Origin of the sequence: Pseudomonas sp. St29 (assembly GCF_001547915.1) — a bacterium.
In the GTDB taxonomy this organism is placed as follows: Bacteria; Pseudomonadota; Gammaproteobacteria; order Pseudomonadales; family Pseudomonadaceae; genus Aquipseudomonas.
In genome coordinates, this window is sequence record NZ_AP014628.1 from 262130 (window position 1) to 276181 (window position 14052).

Here is a 14052-nt window from a genome sequence, read left to right on the forward strand (position 1 = left end):
CCTCGCAGGCGGTATCGATTGACGGTCGCGCTCAGGTCGCTGGCGCGACAGTGCCGATAGTGACCCTGGCCTGATAACTGGCTGGGCTGAAAATTCGCGTCAACAGCAGCATCGCCAGCACGCCGATGATCAGCACCCACCAGGCGCTGGCAAAGCTACCGGTGACTTGCCGCAGCCAGCCGCTCAGCCACGGCGAGACGGCGTTGAGCAGAAAACCCACGCCCTGGACAAAGGCCGCCAGTTGCCCGGCTTCCCGGGGATCACGGCGGTGATCCAGGGTCAGGATCAGGCTCAGGGCAAAGCAGGCTCCCAGGCCGAAGCCGATCAGCGCCACCCACAGGTGCGGGCTCTGCAAGGGCCACAGCACCAGCCCGAGAAACCCCACGGCCTGGGCCGCGAGGCTGATGCCCAGCAGTGGGCGGCGGTCGCTGCTGCGCTGGGCCAGGGCCGGCATCAGCAGGGCGGCGGTGACTTGGAAAATCGTCATGAAGGCCAGCAGCGAGCCGCTCTGGGTAGCACTCCAACCCAGCTGCAGGTAGTAGGCCGGCAGCCAGGCCACCATGCTCATGTAGCCGCAGTTCACCAAGCCGAAATACAACGCCAGCAACCAGGCGCGGCGGTTGTTCCAGAGCCCGGCCCCGGAGGGCTGGGCGCCGTTGCGGCGGTCGGCGCCCAAGGGCAGGCACAGCCACAGCAGCAGGGCGGCCATGGCCGGCAGCACCCAGACGCCAAGCCCCACCTGCCAATTGGCGAAGTGGCTGGCCACCTGCGGGCTGAGCAGGGCGGCGATGCCGCCACCGCCCATCAGTGAGGCCGAGTAGACGCCCATGGCCAGCGCCACCCGCTGTTGAAACTGGCGCTTGATCAGCGCCGGCACCAGGGCCTGGATCAAGGCCACGCCGGCGCCGCCGAGCAGGGCGGTGGCGAGCAAGGCCGCGGCCTGGCCGAAGAACAGCCGCACCAGGCAGGCCAGCAACACCAGCAGCAAACCCAGGGACACACCGCGGCGTTCGCCGAGTCGGGCTTCGATGCGTACCCCGAGCAAGGCCACCAGGCCCATGCAGATCACCGGCAGGCTGGTGAGCCAGGCGCTGCTCTGGAAGCTCATGCCGGTGGCGCCGCGAATCTCGTTGAGCAACGGGCTGACCGAGCTGAGGATCGGTCGCAAGTTCAGGCCCAGGCACACCAGCAGCGCCCAGCCGGCGAAGGTCTTGAAGGCCGATTCAGTTCGCTGCATGGCGCGCCTGCCAGTCCTGGTAGAGGGCGGTCATGGCCGCCTGGGGCAGGTGCAGCAGCGGCAGGCGCTGTACTTCCAGGGGCCGGCTCAGCTCTTGGTAGATGGCCGCGGTGGACAGGCCGAACGGCTGCGCCTGTTCATTGCTGGCGGCGAACACCGCGCGGGAAACGCCGCACAGGTACATGGCGGCCAGGCACATGGGGCAGGGCTGGCCGCTGGCGTAGATCACGCAGTCGTCCAGGCGCGGGCCCAGTTGCCGGCTGGCGGCGCGGATGGCGAGCATTTCGGCGTGGGCGGTGGGGTCCTGGCTGAGGTGGATTTCATTCACCGCCTCGGCCAGCACCCGGCCGTTGCGCACCAGCAGTGCGCCGAATGGGCGGCCGCCCTGCTGGACATTGTGCCGGGCCAGTTCAACGGCCCGTTGCAGGTAGTGTTGATCGTCGTGCATGCAAGGTTCCTAAAAAGGGGGGGGCTTCAGGTGGCGCCGGCCTCGCGCAGCAGCTTGGCGATGGCCCGCTGGCCACGGCGTTCGGCCTGTTGCAAAGGGCTGAGTCCGGCGCGGTCCGGCAGGTTCAGGTCGGCGCCGGCGGCAATCAGTTGGGCGACGATCTGCTGGTGTGGCGGGCCGCCGTCCGACAGCACTATGGCTTCCATCAGGCAGGTCCAGCCCAGGTGGTTGACGTGGTTCAGGTCGACGCCGGCTGCGATCAGCAGGCGCACGGTTTCCACATGCCCGCGTTCGCAGGCCGGGATCAGCGCGGTGCCGCCGTAGCGGTTGGTGCTCTTGAGGTCGGCGCCGTGGGCCAGGGTCAGCTTGAGGATTTCGTTGTGGCCGCTGGCGCCGGCCAGCAGGTAGGGGCTGTCCTGGATCAGGTTCTTGCGGTTGACGTCGGCCCCGGCTTCGATCAGCGCCCGGGCGATGTCGATGCGGTTGTCGCGGGTCGCCAGCAGCAGCGGACTGCTGCCGTCCAGGCCCCGGGCGTCAGGTGCCGCGCCCTGTTCAAGCAACCGTTGCACCTGTTGCAGCTGACCCTGGCGCACCGCCTCCAGCAACGAGCCATCGCTGGCCATGACCAGCCCCGCCGTGAGCAGACCGGTGGCGATCAGGCCGCATTTCAGAAAGCGCTTGAGTTGCATCAGAACCTCCCGTTCCTGCCAATGAAAGGCGAGTATGGTGATGGCCCTGGGTATTCTGAAATTAAATATAACCATGCCAATCAGTGGCATTGAGGATGGTAGATCGCGATGCTGGATCCCGTGTTGCTTCGCAGTTTTGTCGCGGTGGCCGACAGCCAGAACTTCACCCGCGCCGCCGAGCGCCTGCACCTGACCCAGTCCACGGTGAGCCAGCAGGTGCGGCGCCTGGAAGAGAGCCTGGGCTGCCAGTTGCTCGACCGCGACCAGCGCCGGGTGGTGGCCACGGTGGAGGGCGAGCGCCTGCTGGCTTATGCCCGGCGCATCCTGGCGCTGCATGAAGAGGCCTGTGATGTGCTGGTCAACCAGCGCGGCGAAGAGGTGCTGCGCCTGGGCGTGCCGGAAGACTTTGCCGCCGAGCGCCTGATGCCCTTGCTCTCGCGCTTTGGCCTGGACTATCCGGCGGTGCGCCTGGAGGTCACCAGCGGTCTGGGACCTGAGTTGCTGCGCCAGTTCCGCCGTGGCGAGTTCGATCTGTTGCTGGTCAAGCAGATGGGCCACAGCGACGACTGCCTGGAGTCCTGGCCCGAGCCTTTGTGCTGGGTCGATAGCCTGCGCCAGCCAGCCTTGGGCCGCGATCCGCTGCCGCTGGTGGCGTTTCCGGTGGGCGGGTTGTATCGCCAGGAAATGCTTCACCACCTGGAGGTCGGCGGCTGGCCGTGGCGCATTGCCTACTCCAGCGCCAGCCTGGCCAGTGTCTGCTCGGCGGTGGCGGCGGGGCTGGGCATCAGCCTGTTGCCGGTGCGGGTGCTGGGCAAGGGCCACCGGATACTCGACGCCGCCAGCGGCCTGCCGGATATCCAGGGCGTGCGCCTGGCGCTGTATGCCGGCAATGGCTTGAGTCGGGCCGGCAAGGCGTTGCAAGAGCAGTTGAGGGCCGTGGCCAGCGTCAAGCCGCCAGTGGCCAGGCCATGACTGTCTGTCGCTTGCCCAGGTTCGTTATGCACAGGGCGGCCCATGGCGATCATCCGGGAGCTGAGGGGCAGAGCGCGTTGGGCGAGCCGCCCCGGGTTGGATAACGGGCAGTCGCTGGACGCTCGTCGCCTGATGCCGGTGGCGCAGTGATCCAGCGGCCTTGTGCCGCCGGTTTATCAGGTGGCGCAAGGGCTGATCTGCGTGGTCGCTGCCGCCCGGCGAGTGGGCTCCTTCCCTCGCCAGGCGTCTGGTTTCGATGCTCTGCGGGAATATTTTCAATGCCCGCAAGGCATGCTGTTTGTCCCTCTTGGCTGCAGCCCTTGAATCACGGGGCCTGGGGCGTTCCTGTGAAATCAGATATTCGATTTCGGTCTATGTATAACTTGAAAGATTACTTTAAGAGATAAGCATGGGGCACTGATCATTGAGTCCCGGCAGCGTTGCGTGGGGGGTGTTCAAACGCCGCTGCCGGGTTATTCAAAAGATCGTAGGGAGTGAATCCATGGGCAATGTCCAGACCGCCGCCAGTGCACACGAGGTGCTGTGGCGCCAGGCACCGAGCGGCGAGTTGGTCGACCTCGGCCGGCCTCACCGCTCGCCGCTGGGCCAATTGCGTCTGCAACGCACGCCCAAGGGGGTATTGCGCCGTCGTGAGGCGATTCTCCTGGGCGTCGCGGCTCTGGTATTGCACGGTGCAGTGATCTACTGGCTGAGCCAGAAACCGACCCCGGTGCTGCCCATCGTGCCGCCGGAAATCCCGCCCATGACCATCGAGTTCTCGCACCCGGCGCCGCCCGTGGTCGAGCCGCCTCCGCCTGTGCCGGTACAGCCGGTGGTGGAGCCGCCGCCTCCGGTGGAGGACGAGCTGGCGGTCAAGCCGCCACCGCCCAAGCCGGTGCCCAAACCCAAGCCCAAGCCAGTGCCCAAGCCCGAGCCGAAACCCGCGCCCAAGCCGGTGCAGCAGACCCCGGCGCCGCCGCAACCTGCGGCGCCGGTAGCCGCCCCGGCAGCGCCCGCGCCACCGGCCCCGGCCCCCGTGACCCCGGCTTCGGCCAGCGCCGCGTACCTGAAGAACCCGGCGCCGGAATACCCGTCCCTGGCCCAGCGCCGGGGTTGGGAAGGCACGGTGCTGCTGCGGGTGCATGTATTGGCCAGCGGCAAGCCCGGAGAGATCCAGATCCAGAAGAGCAGCGGTCGCCAGCAGCTCGACGATGCGGCCCTGGCTGCGGTCAAGCGCTGGAGTTTCGTTCCGGCCAAGCAGGGCGACGTCGCCCAGGACGGCTGGGTCAGCGTACCCATCGACTTCAAGATTCATTGAGCCGCAAGGCCGATCAAATAACGCGCGCTAAACGCTTACACAGAGGGAACACATCATGACGTTACTGGCATCTCCACTGGAATCCATCGAAAGCGCGGTGATCTGGCTGTTGGTGGTCTTCTCCGTCGCCACCTGGGGCCTGGCCCTGGTCAAGGGCGTGCAGTTCGCCCGCCTCAAGTCCCAGGATCGCAAGTTTCACAATCAGTTCTGGGCCGCCTCCAGCCTCGATTCCGCCGCTCCCCTGAGTGAAACCCAGCCCGGCGCGGCGGCCCGGGTGGCCCAGGCCGGCTATGCGGCGATCCAGGTCGGTGACGCGCCCCATGCGGCGGACCTGAGCCAGGCGATCAACCACCAGGACCGTCTCGAACGCGCCCTGCGCCAGCAGATCGTGCGTGAGCGCCGCTCCCTGGAAACCGGCCTGGCGGTGGTCGCCAGTATCGGCAGCACCTCGCCCTTTATCGGTCTGTTCGGCACCGTGTGGGGGATCATGGAAGCCCTGAAAGGCATCAGCGCGGCGGGCTCTGCCAGCCTGGAAACCGTGGCCGGGCCGATCGGCGCGGCGCTGGTGGCCACCGGTGTGGGGATCGCCGTCGCGGTGCCCGCGGTGCTGGTCTACAACTACTTCCTGCGGCGCCTGAAGCTCACGGCTGCGGACCTGGACGACTTTGCCCACGACTTCTACAGCCTGGCGCAGAAGAACTCGTTCCGTGTGCTGATCCACCCGAGCGTGCACAAGGCTGCGGCCCAGGGCAGCCAGCAGAAAGTCAAGGAGGCGTCCTGACATGGCCTTCTCCACTCAAGACAGCGATGAGGTGCTGAGCGAGATCAACGTCACCCCGCTGGTGGACGTGATGCTGGTGCTGCTGGTGGTGTTCATCGTCACCGCGCCGCTGCTGACCAACGCCATCCCGATCAACCTGCCCAAGACCGAGGCCGTGGCCCCGGTGGAGCAGAAGGACCCGCTGGTGGTGAGCATCGACGGCGCCGGCAAACTCTTTATCAACAAGGACGAGATCCAGCCCGACCTGCTGGAAACCAACTTGCAGGCGGCCAAGGCCAAGGACCCGCAAGTGCGGGTGCAGCTGCAGGCCGACGATGGCGTCAATTACGGAGAAGTGGCCCGGGCCATGGCCTCCATCGAGCGGGCGGGCATCACCAAGCTTTCAGTGATTACCGCGCGCTGACACCGAGCAACAAAGCCACGACTTTTCAGGCCGTCTCCTTGGCAGGGTGCGGCCTTTTTTTGCCTGGCGAAAATGCCCCCGCAAAGCCCTCCACCGAAATCGCCCTCCCGTTACCCCCTTCGCCGGCAAGAACACCCGCGCAATCGTGCCAACTGTAGGAGCTGGCTTGCCAGCGAAGGCGCCCGCCAGAGCGACACAAGGCCCGCAGGCCCTTTCGCCGGCAAGCCGGCTCCTACAAGAACACCTCCGCAATTGCGCCAACTGTAGGAGCTGGCTTGCCAGCGAAGGCGTCCTCAAGGTTGCGCAAGAGCTGATGGCCCTTTCGCCGGCAAGCCGGCTCCTACGGAGAGCGGGGATGTTTGATATTCATTTAAGGTATTAATAAATAGCTTCTTATTCCTTAACGAATATAAATCCCCTCCCTATACTCGTTCGGGAACAGACACGCAGCAGGAGAGTTCCCCATGCGCAACGAATCCACTCGCTACTTGATTGTGCCGGGCTGGCAAGGATCGCCAGAAGATCATTGGCAAACCCATTGGCAGAACAGCCTGCCCAACAGTGCGCGGGTGGAGCAGGCCGATTGGCTGACGCCGCGTCGCGAAGACTGGGTGGCGGCCCTGGCCGAAGCCATCGCCGCCGACGACACCCCGGTGATCCTGATTGCCCACAGCCTGGGCTGCATCACCGTGGCCCACTGGGCCGCTCGCGCGCCCTTGGCGGCCCTGCGCCAGGTGCGCGGCGCGCTGCTGGTGGCGCCGGCGGACGTCGAGCGTCCGGCCTGCGCCCCGGCGCTGCGCAATTTCGCGCCGATTCCCCGGGACCTGCTGCCGTTCCCCAGCCAGGTGGTCAGTTCGGACAACGACAGCGCTGTGAGTGCCCCGCGGGCCCTGGAACTGGCCCGTGACTGGGGCGCCGAAGCCGGGATCCTGGCCGGCGCCGGGCATATCAACGTCAAGTCCGGCCACCAGCGCTGGGAGCAGGGCTTTGCCTATCTCTACCGCCTGCAGAACCGCATGGAGCAGCACGCGCTGCGTCGTGCCTGATCGTCCTTTTCCTGTTTAAGCGCCCCCGTCCCCAGGCGGCCTGGGGCGGGAGTCTGCCATGAGTTCTCACACCCCTTTCGGCCAGCCGTTGCTGACCTTTCCCGATGCGGAAAAAAGCCCCCTGAGCATCCGCGCCAAGGCGCTGGTGTTCGTCGACCCGCGTTCGCGGCAACTGCGTGAAGAGCTGGAGCAACTGGCGCCGCGTGCGGTGTCGGTGCTGATCCGCGGGGAAACCGGCACCGGCAAGGAACTGCTGGCCCGGCACATCCACCGCGCCAGCGACCGCAGCGGCCTGTTCGTCTCAGTCAACTGCGGCGCCATCAGCCCGACCTACGCCGACGCCGAACTGTTCGGCTATGCCGCCGGCAGTTTCAGCGGCTCGGCCAGCAGCCGCGCCGGCTGGTTTGGCTCGGCCAATGGCGGAACCCTGTACCTGGACGAGATCGGCGACCTGCCGCTGCCGATCCAGACCAAGTTGCTGGCGGCCCTGGAAAACCACGAAGTGACCCGGGTCGGTGCCCAACAGCCGAGCCCGGTGGACGTGCGCCTGGTGGCGGCCACCAGCATCGACCTGGCCCAGGCGGTGGCGGCGGGCAAATTCCATGAGCGCCTGTATCGCTACCTCAGCGAGGGCCAGTTGGAACTGCCGGCGCTGCGCGAGCGGGTGGGGGACATCGAGTCCCTGGCCGAGTACTTCCTGGGCATTTACAGCCAGCGCCTGGACCTGCCGGTGCCGCTGATCAGCGAAGCTGCGCAGCAGGCCCTGGAGCGCCACAGCTGGCCGGGCAATACCCGGGAGCTGGAGAACGTCATTCACTTTGCGCTGCTGGTCAGCAGCGGCGAGGAAATTCTTCCCGAGCACCTCAACCTGCCGCCGACGCCCTCGCCGCTGGAGCAGATCGAGCAGCTGCTGCGGCAGATCGCCGAGAGCGGTTCAGACGCGGACCGCCAGGCCCTCAAGCGCCTGCTGGCGGTGTAGCCGCTGCCGCAGGCTGCGACCGGCTGCGCAGCAGACGCAAAACCGTTCACCAGGATCCTGCTGGAGTGCCCCGATGCCCCTGGCGCCGACTGCGTCGTCGTTCGCAGCCTTCGGCAGCGGCTACAGGGCGCGGTGGTGGGGCGGGATGTATGAACAAAATGGAATATGAACGTGAATAAAAGATATTGTTCGGGAATAAAAAATCTCGGTATTGTCCGCTTCACGCCAGCAGTGGCACATCACTGGCACCCTGATACGTACCTCATTTGACGCCGTCGTCGATCCCGACACCTAAGGACATCGCATGAAAAAAGTTCTGTTGTTCACCGCACTGGCGGCAGCCCTGAGCGCCGGTATTGCCCAGGCCGCCGAGAAGCTGGTGGTCGCCGCGACTCCGGTGCCCCACGCCGAGATTCTCGAGCTGATCAAGCCGACCCTGGCCAAGGAAGGCGTGGACCTGGAAATCAAGGTCTTCACCGACTACGTGCAACCCAACGTGCAGGTCGATCAGAAGCGCCTGGACGCCAACTACTTCCAGACCCTGCCGTACCTGAAGAACTTCAACGAAGGCAAGGGCACGCACCTGGAAACCGTGATTGGTGTGCACGTCGAACCCTTCGGCGGCTACTCGAAGAAGGTCAAGTCCCTGGCCGAGCTGAAAGACGGCGCCACCATCGCCATCCCCAACGAAGGCAGCAACAGTGGCCGGGCCCTGATCCTGCTGCAGAAGGCCGGGCTGATCGAGCTCAAGGATCCGAAGAACGCCGTGTCCACGCCCAAGGACATCGCCAAGAACCCGCACAACTTCAAGTTCAAGGAACTGGAGTCGGCCATGCTGCCGCGGGTCCTGGATCAGGTTGACCTGGACATGATCAACACCAACTACGCCCTGGAAGCCGGCCTGAACCCGGCCAAGGATGCGCTGGTGATCGAAGGCGCCGATTCGCCCTACGTGAACTACCTGGTGGCGCGTCCGGACAACAAGGACAGTGCGGCGATCCAGAAGCTGGCCAAGGCCCTGACCAGCCCCGAGGTGAAAGCCTTCATCGAGAAGAAGTACAACGGCGCGGTATTGCCGGCGTTCTGATGAACTAGGCTACTGATGCGATAAACCCCTTCAAGGTTTGAACGCCGACGGCTGGCACAGCGTCGGCGTTTTTTATTGCGCCGGCAAAAGCCGCAGGCGCCGGCCGGGCGGCGTTGTGCTTGCCGGCGAGGAGGCCCTCAGGCCGGGTGCAAAGCTGATGGACGCCTTCGCTGGCAAGCCGAGGCCTGCACCCGCCGGCTCCTGCAGTGGAGCGCTATTGCCAGTGGCTTGGAGGGCTCGGCGCAAGGCCGTCAGCCATTTCACCAGCTCATGGGGATCCAGCGGTTGCGGCGTCTTCGCGTTGGCCATGGTGATTGTCCTGGTCAGGCTCAAGGGCAGAAAAGGTAGTAGCTCGGCGCCAGCCCGGCAAATCCGCGGGTTAGGTTTTTGGGTGATATCAATATGCTGTAACGGTATTTAAATTCTGCTTTTTATAGCTATAAAGTCGCGGCAGCCGGGGCGGTTACCCACTGCCCCACGGACTGCACCACCGCCGCTGTACCCCAGCGGCGTCCAGGATGATTCATGACCCTCGATTACGCGTTTATCCTCAGCACCCTGCCGGCCTTTCTCAAAGCCGTGGGGGTGACCTTGCAGGTCGGCCTGATCGCCATCGGCACGTCCTTGCTGGTGGCCCTGATCAACGCCACTGTCCTGGTGTTTCGCACCCCTTACCTGCACCGGCTGATCGGCCTGTACGTGGAACTGGCGCGCAACACACCGCTGCTGATCCAGCTGTTCTTCGTCTACTTCGCCTTGCCGGCCCTGGGGATCAAGGTCTCCGGCTTCACCGCGGCGATCATCACCATGACCTTCCTTGGCGGCGCCTACCTCACCGAAGTGCTGCGCGCCGGGGTCGAAGCCGTGCCCCAGGCGCAGCTGGAATCGGGGAGCAGCATCGGCCTGTCGCAATGGCAACTGCTGCGCTACGTGATCCTGCCCCAGGCCGGGATCCTCAGCCTGCCGTCGCTGTTCGCCAATTTCATTTTCCTGCTCAAGGAAACCACCGTGGTCTCGGCGGTGGCGGTGCCGGAGATTCTCTACACCACCAAGAGCTACATCGCCCTGTACTACAAGACCTACGAAATGCTCGCGGTGCTGACCCTGATCTGCGTGCTGCTGTTTCTGCCGCTGTCGCTGTTGCTCAGCCGTCTGGAAAGGAGGTTGCAACATGGCCAGTTCGGGTCTTGAGCTGTTGCTGGTGTCCCTGCCGCAATTGGCCCGGGGCGCTGCACAGACTTTGTCGATTTCGCTGTTGAGCATTGCCTTCAGCACCCTGGGCGGGGTGCTCTACGGCGTGCTGCGCAGCCTGCAGCGCAAGGTGCTGGACGTGCCGCTGCGGATCTACCTGGAGCTGTTCCGGGCGATTCCGGTGCTGGTCTGGCTGTACCTGCTGTTCTTCGGCTTTCCGATCTTCTTCGGCCTCAGCATTCCCAGCTTCACCTGTGCGGTGCTGGTGCTGTCGCTGTGGGGCGCTAGCGAGGTTGGCGAGGTGGTGCGCGGCGCCCTGCAATCCCTGCCCCGGGGCCAGCGTGAAGCGGGCCTGTCCATCGGCCTCTCCGGTGCCCAGCTATACGGCTACGTCTTGCTGCCCCAGGCGCTGAAGCGCATGACGCCGCCAACCATCAACGTCTACACGCGGATCATCAAGACCAGCTCCCTGGCGGTGCTGATCGGCGTGGTGGACGTGATCAAGGTCGGCCAGCAGATCATCGAGCGCACCTACGAGTCGGTGCTGATCTACGGCGTCCTGTTCCTGTTTTTCTTCTTTATCTGCTACCCGCTGTCGGCCGCCTCCCGCGTGCTGGAGCGGCGCTGGACGCAAGCATGAGCGCATTGATCGAGTTCCAGGGTTTCAACAAGTTCTTCGGCCCGCAACAGGTGCTCAAGGAGGTCGACCTGCGCGTGGCGGCGGGGGAGGTGATCGTCATCCTCGGCCCCAGCGGCTGCGGCAAGAGCACCCTGCTGCGCTGCCTCAACGGCCTGGAAACGGCCCACAGCGGGCACCTGCGCTTTGCCGGGCGCGAGCTGCTGAGCCCCGCTACCGACTGGCGCCAGGTGCGCCAGGAGATCGGCATGGTGTTCCAGAGCTATCACTTGTTCCCCCACATGAACGTGCTGGACAACATCCTCCTGGGGCCGCTCAAGGTGCAAAAGCGCGAGCCCCGGGAGGCCCGGGCCCAGGCCGAAGCGTTGCTGGAGCGGGTGGGCCTGCTGGACAAGCGCGAGGCCTTTCCCCGGCAGCTGTCCGGCGGCCAGCAGCAACGCATCGCCATCGTCCGCTCGTTGTGCATGAACCCCCAGGTGATGCTGTTCGACGAGGTCACCGCGGCGCTGGACCCGGAGATGGTCAAGGAAGTGCTGCAGGTGATCCAGGGCCTGGCCCGGGACGGCATGACCCTGTTGATCGTCACCCATGAAATGGCCTTCGCCCGGGCCGTGGCCGACCGCATCGTGTTCATGGACGGCGGGCGCATCGTGGAACAGAACACCCCCGAGGCTTTCTTCACGAACCCGCAGAGCGCACGCGCGCAGCAGTTCCTGGAGAAGTTCTCCTTCGTTGAAGCACTGCCCAAGAAAGCCCCCAAAAAGGAACTGGAGCTCTTATGAAAACTGCCAAGTCTTCGCTGTTGTTACTGCCGCTGTTCGGTCTGGCCCTGCTGGCCGGCTGCGATAAATCCAATGATGCGCCCAAGCCGGCGGCCACTGCCGCCAGCGCCGCGCCGGCGGCCGGTTACCTGGACAAGATCAAGGCTCGGGACAAGCTGATCGTCGGCGTGTTCACCGACAAGCCGCCGTTCGGTTTCGTCGATGAAACCGGGCGTTATGTGGGCTTCGATACCGACATCGGCCGCCAGTTCGCCAAGGACCTGTTGGGGGACGAGAACAAGGTGGAGTTCGTCGCCGTGGAACCGGCCAGCCGCATTCCCTTCCTGCAGAGCGACAAGGTCGACCTGATCCTGGCCAACATGACCGTGACCCCGGAGCGCAAGCAAGCGGTGGAATTCACCAACCCCAACCTCAAGGTGGCGGTGCAGGCCCTGGTGCCCGAGGGTAGCCCGGTGAAGAGCCTGGATGACCTGGCAAGCCGCACCACCATCGTCACCACCGGCACCACCGCAGACATCTGGCTGACCCAGAACCACCCGGACTGGAAACTGCTCAAGTTCGAGAAGAACACCGAGTCCCTGCAAGCCCTGGCCAATGGCCGTGGCGACGCCTATGCCCAGGACAACCTGATTCTGTTCAGCTGGTCCAAGCAGAACCCGGGCTACCGCGTATTGCCCCAGACCCTGGGCGAGCAGGCGCCGATTGCCCCGGCGGTGAAGAAGGGCAACCTCGAACTGCGGGACTGGGTAAATGCCGAACTGGCCAAGCTGGGCGAAGAGAAGTACCTGCTCAAGCTGTATGACCAGTACGTGCGCAAGGAGCTGAGCGACGACACCCCGCCTGAGAGCGTGATCGTCGAAGGCGGCAAATGGCAGGGTTGACCCCTCCTTCCTCCGTGTAGGAGCTGGCTTGCCAGCGAAGGCGTCCTTGAGGGCGATGCAGGGCTTGAGGGCCTCTTCGCCAGCAAGCTGGCTCCTACAGAGGGTGTATTGCGCATGAGCCTTGTAGGAGCTGGCTTGCCAGCGAAGACGTCCGTGAGGGCGGTGCGGGGCTTGAGGGCCTCTTCGCCAGCAAGCTGGCTCCTACGGGGGGCGTATTGCGTTTGAGCCTTGTAGGAGCTGGCTTGCCAGCGAAGGCGTCCGTGAGGGCGATGCAGGGCTTGTGGGCCTCTTCGCCAGCAAGCTGGCTTCTACGGGGGGCATGGCAATCGGGGCCGGCGGGGAGGGTTCAGTCGGGCCAGTACCAGGCCGGTTCGTCGAGCATGCGCTGGCCGACGATGCCGGTCTGGCCCAGCTCTTTTTCCAGCACGATGCAGTTGCACTCGGGGTCTTCCTGCAGGGCCGCGATCAGGCGCCGGGCGTGGGACACCACCCACACCTGGCACTGCTGCGAGGCGCGAATGATCAAGCGCGCCAACGCCGGTAGCAGGTCCGGGTGCAGGCTGGTTTCCGGTTCGTTGAGCACCATCAGGCTCGGCGGGCGCGGGGTCAGCAGGGCGGCGACCAGCAGCAGGTAGCGCAGGGTGCCGTCCGACAGTTCCGCGGCCGACAGCGGCCGCAACAGGCCTTCCTGGTGGAGCTGCACCCCGAACAACCCTCCGGGAACGGCATCGATCTGCAGCCGCGAATCCGGGAAGGCATCGGCGATGCTCTCGTGCAACGCCTGCTGATCGCCCACCTCGATAATGGTCTGCAACGCCGCGGCCAGGTCTCTGCCATCGTGATGCAGTACCGGGGTGCGGGTGCCCAGCTGGGGTCGGCGTGCGGGTGCCTGGCTGTCGGTACGCAAGTGGTCATAAAAACGCCAGCCACGAATCTGCTCGCGCAGATGCAGGACCTCGGGCGATGAGCTCAGGTTGCCCACCCGGTCGAACAGGCTGTCGCCGCTGCTCGTATGCTGCGCCAGCACCTCCCATTGACGCCCCGCGCGGGCTCGTACCATCGGTCCCTGGCGGTCCACCAGCGTGCTTGCCGGGCGATACAGGGGCCCGCCCCAGATGCTCTCGCGCTTGATCCACGGGTCGAGAGTGAAGCGCGAGGCAATCGGCGAGCTGTGCCCGGGCAACATGAAATGACCGCTGGAGTCCGGTAACCCCAGGCTGATCGCGTAACCGAAGTCTTCACCGGCAAAGCCCAGTTGCAGGCGTCTGGCGGCCTTGCGCGGTCCACCCTGGATCGCGACCTCGCCCTGGCTCATGCGCCGGCTGATCTGTTCCGGCCCGGCCCAGAAGGTCGAGTCCAATCCGCCTTCCTTGGCCAGGGCGTTGACCACCCCGCCCTGGGCCGTCTCCGCCAGCAGGCGCAGGGCGCGATACAGGTTGGACTTGCCGCTGCCGTTGGCGCCGGTGATCAGGTTCAGCCTCCCCAAGGGCATCACCAGTTTGTTGATGGAGCGGTAATTGGCCACCGCCAGGGTCTTGAGCATGTCGAGTCTCCTGTTGCGTGGCGCGCAGTGTGCCTCATTTGTCGAAGGGCGGCTGGTT

Annotated in this window: 15 protein-coding genes; 11 read left to right on the top strand and 4 right to left on the bottom strand. The window is 65.3% G+C overall.

Annotated features, from left to right (window positions below; genetic code table 11):
• Positions 1 to 31 precede the first annotated feature (31 nt).
• Genes PST29_RS01170 through PST29_RS01180 form a run of 3 tightly spaced genes read right to left on the bottom strand, consistent with a single transcriptional unit; the run spans position 32 to position 2374 of the window.
• Positions 32 to 1237 carry a CynX/NimT family MFS transporter gene (locus PST29_RS01170; protein WP_060842151.1) on the bottom strand — a complete coding sequence of 402 codons (1206 nt, stop codon included), beginning with the start codon at positions 1235 to 1237 and terminating at the stop codon, positions 32 to 34.
• Positions 1224 to 1685, bottom strand: coding sequence for a nucleoside deaminase (locus tag PST29_RS01175; protein ID WP_060842152.1), 462 nt, complete (start codon positions 1683 to 1685; stop codon positions 1224 to 1226). The genes PST29_RS01170 and PST29_RS01175 overlap by 14 nt, the downstream gene beginning before the upstream one ends.
• Before the next feature lie 26 nt (positions 1686 to 1711).
• Positions 1712 to 2374 carry an ankyrin repeat domain-containing protein gene (locus PST29_RS01180; RefSeq protein ID WP_060842153.1) on the bottom strand — a complete coding sequence of 221 codons (663 nt, stop codon included), beginning with the start codon at positions 2372 to 2374 and terminating at the stop codon, positions 1712 to 1714.
• A 108-nt stretch (positions 2375 to 2482) separates the two neighbouring features.
• Between PST29_RS01180 and PST29_RS01185 the strand changes: the two genes are divergently transcribed.
• From PST29_RS01185 to PST29_RS01235, 11 genes are all read left to right on the top strand, one after another.
• Positions 2483 to 3346: a LysR substrate-binding domain-containing protein gene (locus tag PST29_RS01185; RefSeq protein ID WP_060842154.1), complete on the top strand. Its 864-nt coding sequence runs from the start codon at positions 2483 to 2485 to the stop codon at positions 3344 to 3346.
• A gap of 502 nt (positions 3347 to 3848) precedes the next feature.
• Positions 3849 to 4664: an energy transducer TonB gene (locus tag PST29_RS01190; protein ID WP_060836995.1), complete on the top strand. Its 816-nt coding sequence runs from the start codon at positions 3849 to 3851 to the stop codon at positions 4662 to 4664.
• Between the two features lie 55 nt (positions 4665 to 4719).
• Entirely contained in the window at positions 4720 to 5445 is a 726-nt protein-coding gene (locus PST29_RS01195) for a MotA/TolQ/ExbB proton channel family protein (protein ID WP_060836996.1), read from the top strand.
• Between the two features lies 1 nt (position 5446).
• The gene (locus tag PST29_RS01200; RefSeq protein ID WP_011058607.1) at positions 5447 to 5848 is read left to right on the top strand and encodes an ExbD/TolR family protein; all 402 of its coding nucleotides are present in this window, start codon (positions 5447 to 5449) and stop codon (positions 5846 to 5848) included.
• Positions 5849 to 6312: 464 nt separating this feature from the next.
• A complete protein-coding gene (locus PST29_RS01205; RefSeq protein WP_060842155.1) occupies positions 6313 to 6894 on the top strand; it encodes an alpha/beta hydrolase in 582 nt (193 codons plus the stop codon).
• Between the two features lie 58 nt (positions 6895 to 6952).
• Positions 6953 to 7873 (top strand): sigma 54-interacting transcriptional regulator, encoded by a 921-nt coding sequence (locus PST29_RS01210; RefSeq protein WP_060836998.1) that lies wholly within the window; start codon positions 6953 to 6955, stop codon positions 7871 to 7873.
• 304 nt (positions 7874 to 8177) lie between these two features.
• Positions 8178 to 8960, top strand: a complete 783-nt coding sequence (locus tag PST29_RS01215) for a MetQ/NlpA family ABC transporter substrate-binding protein (protein WP_060836999.1) — start codon at positions 8178 to 8180, stop codon at positions 8958 to 8960.
• 525 nt (positions 8961 to 9485) lie between these two features.
• Positions 9486 to 10151, top strand: a complete 666-nt coding sequence (locus PST29_RS01220) for an amino acid ABC transporter permease (protein ID WP_060842156.1) — start codon at positions 9486 to 9488, stop codon at positions 10149 to 10151.
• Positions 10132 to 10791 (top strand): amino acid ABC transporter permease, encoded by a 660-nt coding sequence (locus tag PST29_RS01225; protein WP_011058612.1) that lies wholly within the window; start codon positions 10132 to 10134, stop codon positions 10789 to 10791. The genes PST29_RS01220 and PST29_RS01225 overlap by 20 nt, the downstream gene beginning before the upstream one ends.
• Positions 10788 to 11570 carry an amino acid ABC transporter ATP-binding protein gene (locus PST29_RS01230; protein WP_060837001.1) on the top strand — a complete coding sequence of 261 codons (783 nt, stop codon included), beginning with the start codon at positions 10788 to 10790 and terminating at the stop codon, positions 11568 to 11570. Before PST29_RS01225 ends, PST29_RS01230 begins: the two co-directional genes overlap by 4 nt.
• Complete coding sequence (locus PST29_RS01235) at positions 11567 to 12451, top strand: transporter substrate-binding domain-containing protein (RefSeq protein ID WP_060837002.1); 885 nt, start codon at positions 11567 to 11569, stop codon at positions 12449 to 12451. Before PST29_RS01230 ends, PST29_RS01235 begins: the two co-directional genes overlap by 4 nt.
• Positions 12452 to 12797: 346 nt before the next feature.
• On the opposite strand, the gene PST29_RS01240 is transcribed toward PST29_RS01235, so the two are convergent.
• Complete coding sequence (locus PST29_RS01240; protein WP_060842157.1) at positions 12798 to 13994, bottom strand: AAA family ATPase; 1197 nt, start codon at positions 13992 to 13994, stop codon at positions 12798 to 12800.
• Positions 13995 to 14052: the final 58 nt, after the last annotated feature.

Excerpts from the sequence above, each read along its gene's own strand:
- PST29_RS01205 (WP_060842155.1), top strand. The coding sequence starts at position 6,313 with ATGCGCAACGAATCCACTCGCTACTTGATTGTGCCGGGCTGGCAAGGA.
- PST29_RS01170 (WP_060842151.1), bottom strand. The coding sequence starts at position 1,237 with ATGCAGCGAACTGAATCGGCCTTCAAGACCTTCGCCGGCTGGGCGCTG.
- PST29_RS01210 (WP_060836998.1), top strand. The coding sequence starts at position 6,953 with ATGAGTTCTCACACCCCTTTCGGCCAGCCGTTGCTGACCTTTCCCGAT.
- PST29_RS01230 (WP_060837001.1), top strand. The coding sequence starts at position 10,788 with ATGAGCGCATTGATCGAGTTCCAGGGTTTCAACAAGTTCTTCGGCCCG.
- PST29_RS01215 (WP_060836999.1), top strand. The coding sequence starts at position 8,178 with ATGAAAAAAGTTCTGTTGTTCACCGCACTGGCGGCAGCCCTGAGCGCC.
- PST29_RS01200 (WP_011058607.1), top strand. The coding sequence starts at position 5,447 with ATGGCCTTCTCCACTCAAGACAGCGATGAGGTGCTGAGCGAGATCAAC.
- PST29_RS01190 (WP_060836995.1), top strand. The coding sequence starts at position 3,849 with ATGGGCAATGTCCAGACCGCCGCCAGTGCACACGAGGTGCTGTGGCGC.
- PST29_RS01225 (WP_011058612.1), top strand. The coding sequence starts at position 10,132 with ATGGCCAGTTCGGGTCTTGAGCTGTTGCTGGTGTCCCTGCCGCAATTG.
- PST29_RS01235 (WP_060837002.1), top strand. The coding sequence starts at position 11,567 with ATGAAAACTGCCAAGTCTTCGCTGTTGTTACTGCCGCTGTTCGGTCTG.
- PST29_RS01220 (WP_060842156.1), top strand. The coding sequence starts at position 9,486 with ATGACCCTCGATTACGCGTTTATCCTCAGCACCCTGCCGGCCTTTCTC.
- PST29_RS01175 (WP_060842152.1), bottom strand. The coding sequence starts at position 1,685 with ATGCACGACGATCAACACTACCTGCAACGGGCCGTTGAACTGGCCCGG.
- PST29_RS01185 (WP_060842154.1), top strand. The coding sequence starts at position 2,483 with ATGCTGGATCCCGTGTTGCTTCGCAGTTTTGTCGCGGTGGCCGACAGC.
- PST29_RS01240 (WP_060842157.1), bottom strand. The coding sequence starts at position 13,994 with ATGCTCAAGACCCTGGCGGTGGCCAATTACCGCTCCATCAACAAACTG.
- PST29_RS01180 (WP_060842153.1), bottom strand. The coding sequence starts at position 2,374 with ATGCAACTCAAGCGCTTTCTGAAATGCGGCCTGATCGCCACCGGTCTG.
- PST29_RS01195 (WP_060836996.1), top strand. The coding sequence starts at position 4,720 with ATGACGTTACTGGCATCTCCACTGGAATCCATCGAAAGCGCGGTGATC.